Annotated in this window: 3 protein-coding genes; all 3 read right to left on the minus strand. The window is 34.8% G+C overall.

All coding sequences use genetic code 11. The features are described 5' to 3' along the window. Positions 1 to 78: 78 nt before the first annotated feature. On the minus strand, positions 79 to 1,626 hold the full coding sequence (locus tag MWH30_RS13525) for an FAD-dependent oxidoreductase (RefSeq protein ID WP_248664627.1): 1,548 nt from the start codon (positions 1,624 to 1,626) through the stop codon (positions 79 to 81). Positions 1,627 to 1,655: 29 nt separating this feature from the next. Beyond that, the gene (locus tag MWH30_RS13530; protein ID WP_248664628.1) at positions 1,656 to 2,018 is read right to left on the minus strand and encodes an FMN-binding protein; all 363 of its coding nucleotides are present in this window, start codon (positions 2,016 to 2,018) and stop codon (positions 1,656 to 1,658) included. A 491-nt stretch (positions 2,019 to 2,509) separates the two neighbouring features. Next, positions 2,510 to 4,309 (minus strand): sigma-54 interaction domain-containing protein, encoded by a 1,800-nt coding sequence (locus tag MWH30_RS13535; RefSeq protein ID WP_248664629.1) that lies wholly within the window; start codon positions 4,307 to 4,309, stop codon positions 2,510 to 2,512. Positions 4,310 to 4,391: the final 82 nt, after the last annotated feature.

The following is a 4,391-nucleotide window of genomic DNA, read 5'->3' on the forward strand; positions in this document are numbered from 1 at the left end:
TTTTTGTATTTTTGCAAGTAAAAATTCAAATTTCAAACTTTAAATTGTAAAATTATGGTCTAAGTTGACGCGTATGAATTATCTATTAGCTGATGGTACAAAATCTGGTAAAGTTCCCTCAGCAGCCATCTGACCTGCAATTAGTCCATGAACAGCTGCATCTGGAATAGCATTAGAACCTAGACGATTAGTTCCGTGAACACCACCCGTTGCCTCTCCAGCGGCATAAAGACCTGGAATTGCATCGCCCCAAACATCTCGCACCTCAGTCCGAGGAGTAATTGTAAGTCCTCCCATAGTATGATGCACTGAAGGCCATTGCGGAACTGCATAATAGGGCCCTTCTGGCATAGTCATCATTGATGAGTCTATCACCTTACCAAACTCTGGATCTTCCCCTTGTTCAACATAACTATTGTGAGCTTCAATTGTAGCTGCCAAATTTTCTCCTGGCATATCTACACTGTGACCATCATAAGTTTCTGCACTAATTAAATCTGCTAACTCTTCTAAAGTATCTGCCTTGAAGATTCTTCCTTTTTCAATACCTTCCTCTATATCTTGGTCAGTAGCAAATTCTCGGTACATTTCTTTATTGAAAATTGTGAAAGTGGGAAATCCATCACTTTCTAAAGCAGCAAAGGTACATTCATCTCGACGTCCACCTTCATTAACATAACGATTCCCTGCTGTATCTACATAAACTATACCAGCTCCTGGGCCATTAAATGGTAAAATAGCCGGTGAATCTAAAACACCATTTTCAGGATTAGCAAAAGGATACAGTTGAATATGAGACATATCTGTTGTATTAGCTCCTATTTCTTGAGCTAACTGAATACCTTCTCCAGTAGCACCTGCATGATTAGTATCAAACATATCCTCATCTATCCAAGGTACATGCATCTGCCTCATTTCTTCATTTCCAGAAAATCCTCCTGTAGCCAGGATAACACCATTTTCAGCCTTTATATTTTTAGTACCCTCATTTGTTTGGACGCGAATTCCAACAACTTTTCCTTCCTTACCTTCCTCACGATATATACGATCCATTTCAGTCTCTAACATAACCTCTGCACCACTTTGGTCTACAAGCTTTTTCTGCACTTCTACAATATCATAACCAGTTTGATTTTTTGTAGTTAATGTTCGGTGAGAATAGTGCCCTCCAGGACGAGCAAGGGAGTCTCTAACCTCTAAACCATTCTCTAACATCAAATCAATAAAATACGGTGACCCATATACGAAATTTTTCACTAAAGCCGGATCAGATAGATTATCTCCACCCTCCATTGTATCTTCAATATGTTTTTCTGGAGTATCAGGCTCATAACCTAGTTTTTCTGATAAGTTAAGCTTACTTGTATAAGCAGCATAAACCCCACCATTAATCTGAGAATTACCTCCTAGCATCGGCATTTTATCAATTAATAAAGTATCTGCCCCGTGCTCAGCCGCATTATATGTGGCCGCTAGACCAGCAAAACCTCCCCCAACAACTACAACATCATAAGTCTCATCCCATTCTGGAAGTGCAGCAGCATCTTTGTTGGTGCTTTCACAAGCCACAAAAGCAAGCATGGTCAAAATTAAAAATGAAACCAATAAAACTCTTTTAAAGTTCATCTTTTCTCCTCCTTCTATAAGATTAGTTTTTATTCAACAGCAGCTTCTTCTAAAGCAGTTTTTACAGCTTCGATAATCCCTTCATAGGTATTAGTAGCTCCACTAACAGTATCAACCTCCCAACTTTGATTTTCTATTATTTCTTCTGGTACATTGTCAAAGGCAAGGGCGGCAATATTAGGTGTTTCATTATGTTCTAGAATCTCAACCTTAGTAATCTTATTAGAATCTATTACCACTTTAACCTCTATCTCTCCAACATGGCCCTGACCCTTAGCTATATACTCACCATCATTCCACTTGATAGCTTCTTCTTCATTACAAGCTGTGATAAGCATAGTAGCAGCTAAGATTACCACAATAACTAAATAAAACACTTTCGACCTATCCATATTTAGCACCTCCTTCCTAGCTATAAAAGTGCTTAAAAAACTAGGCACAACAAAACTGATATATACCAATAATATCCAACCTGTTAATACTTTGTTATTATAGATAATATCAGTTAGTATTGTGAAAGTGATAACTAACACTATTCAAAGCATACTACAAATTTCGTCAAAAATCAAGGATAATCTTTTAGTATTTTTTAACACCTCCTAGCTTTCTTTTATAAGCCAGAAAATTAATTAAAAATATATCAGTTGCTACTATAATCAAATAATGCAATTTCCATTCCAAAGACTAAGATTAAGCTATTTCCCTTTATAAATCCTAAACTAATAGGACTGAGAATACTTTCAAAGACATTATTTAATTCACAAGTTTTATAGATTCAGAAATAATTATCTCAAAATGAAATAAGCAAGTCCCGCTTTCCTTTTATATCAATGATCATTCGTAATTGTCAGCTTGCAACGCTTATCTCAGCTTGAAACAAAATTTAAATTATTTTAGTTAAAAAGCTAATATCATACTCATTAATTCGGCGATATAAGGTTGACTTACTAATTCCTAGTGCTTGGGCAGCTTTTTCTTTATCTTTACTACTAGTACCATATTTTTTTAGAGCCTTAATTATAGCCTCCTTTTCTAATTCACTAATAGTAGGAATTGTATCAACTTCTTCTTCAGGCTGAGATTTGCTATCTACGATCTGTTTAGGCAAGCTATCCACTGTAATTTGATTAAAAGCTTCCATATTAACAGCAAACTCAATAGCATTCTCTAATTCACGAATATTACCCGGCCACGAATAATTAAGTAGTTTTTCTTTTGCCCTAGCTGTAAATCTATCAATCCTTTTATCCAATTCAGTAGTATATTTTTTTAAAAAGAACTTTAATAACAATAAAATATCTGCTTCCCGTTCTCTTAAAGGGGGAATATAGATTGGAATGACATTTAATCTATAAAATAAGTCTTTACGAAAACTATTTTTTTGAACCATCTCCTCTAAATCTTGATGAGTAGCAGCAATAATTCTAGTATCAATGTCAATAGATTCTACTCCTCCTACCCTTTGCACCTTATTACTTTCTATAATCTTGAGTAGTTTAATTTGAAAATGAAGAGGCATATCACCGATTTCATCCAAAAAAATAGTCCCTTTATCGGCAAGCTCAAACTTGCCTGGCTTTCCTCCCTTTTTAGCCCCTGTAAAAGCACCTTCCTCATAACCAAATAACTCTGTCTCAAGTAATGATTCTGGAATTGCAGCACAGTTAATCTCAATAAAGTCTCCATCACTTCTATCACTTTCTTCATGGATGGCCCGAGCGAACATACTCTTTCCGGTCCCGCTCTCACCTCTAAGTAAAATTGTTGATTCAGTAGCAGCAACCTTTTTTATTTGTCTTTTAATATCTACAATCTCCTTACTAGTCCCTTTAATAGAATTAAAGGTAGATGATTCTTCAGCAGAAACTAATTTATTAGCTAATTTCTTCATCTCATCTAACTTTCTAAAGGATATAGTTGCACCTCTATTTTGATCATCATCACTAATTAAGGTAATATTACAAAGCAAGGTAAATCTCTTATCTTCCATCTCATATTCAATTTTCTTCTCAAAATAATTAGAGTTATCTTCAAACATATTTTTGAAAACTTGGTCTAGCTTTTGGTCTAAAAAAAGAGTATTAATATGCTTTCCTTCCCAATCGCTATCAATATTTAAAAGCTCTTTTGCAGAATGATTTATATGAGTAATCTCTCCCCCTTCATCAACGGCAATAATACCTTCGTGAACAGAATTAATTACTGCTTCAAACTTACCAGCTAAGAACTTCATCTGCTGTTTCATTAATCTCTCATCTAAAGCAAGGGAAATAAAATTAGCAACATTCTGTAAAAATAGTCTTAACTTTGAGCTATTATTAACCAATCTCTTTCTTTGCTCCTCATTAGAAGCTAATAAACCAATAGCTCCTACCTTTTCTCCCGAAGACATTATACTGCATACTATAGCTGCTTTAGTAAAACAAAACTTCTTTTTTGGACATTCTTCACAAAAAATACTACTTACAGTATCTTCCACAAGTATGTCCTTTTTTGAATCATCCGAGAGCAAACAAGCAGTTATATTACCTTTTCCACTTAAGTTATACTTTCCGGCTTTATATTTACCGGTTCCAACTAAAGCATCATTTTTATCATCTATATTTATATCATAGTCTACAATAGCTGCAAAAGCATTAACCACCTGTTGCAGAAAGTCTTCTATATCTTTTAATTTACTCATTTCTCCCCTGCTTATAAAAATCTATACAAAACTAACTATAGACCACAATTTCACAGGATTACAATTGTGTAGGATGCAATCG

It is taken from the genome of Fuchsiella alkaliacetigena (assembly GCF_023227765.1).
Classification (GTDB): Bacteria; Bacillota; Halanaerobiia; order Halobacteroidales; family Acetohalobiaceae; genus Fuchsiella; species Fuchsiella alkaliacetigena.

Excerpts from the sequence above, each read along its gene's own strand:
- MWH30_RS13525 (WP_248664627.1), bottom strand. The coding sequence starts at position 1,626 with ATGAACTTTAAAAGAGTTTTATTGGTTTCATTTTTAATTTTGACCATG.
- MWH30_RS13530 (WP_248664628.1), bottom strand. The coding sequence starts at position 2,018 with ATGGATAGGTCGAAAGTGTTTTATTTAGTTATTGTGGTAATCTTAGCT.
- MWH30_RS13535 (WP_248664629.1), bottom strand. The coding sequence starts at position 4,309 with ATGAGTAAATTAAAAGATATAGAAGACTTTCTGCAACAGGTGGTTAAT.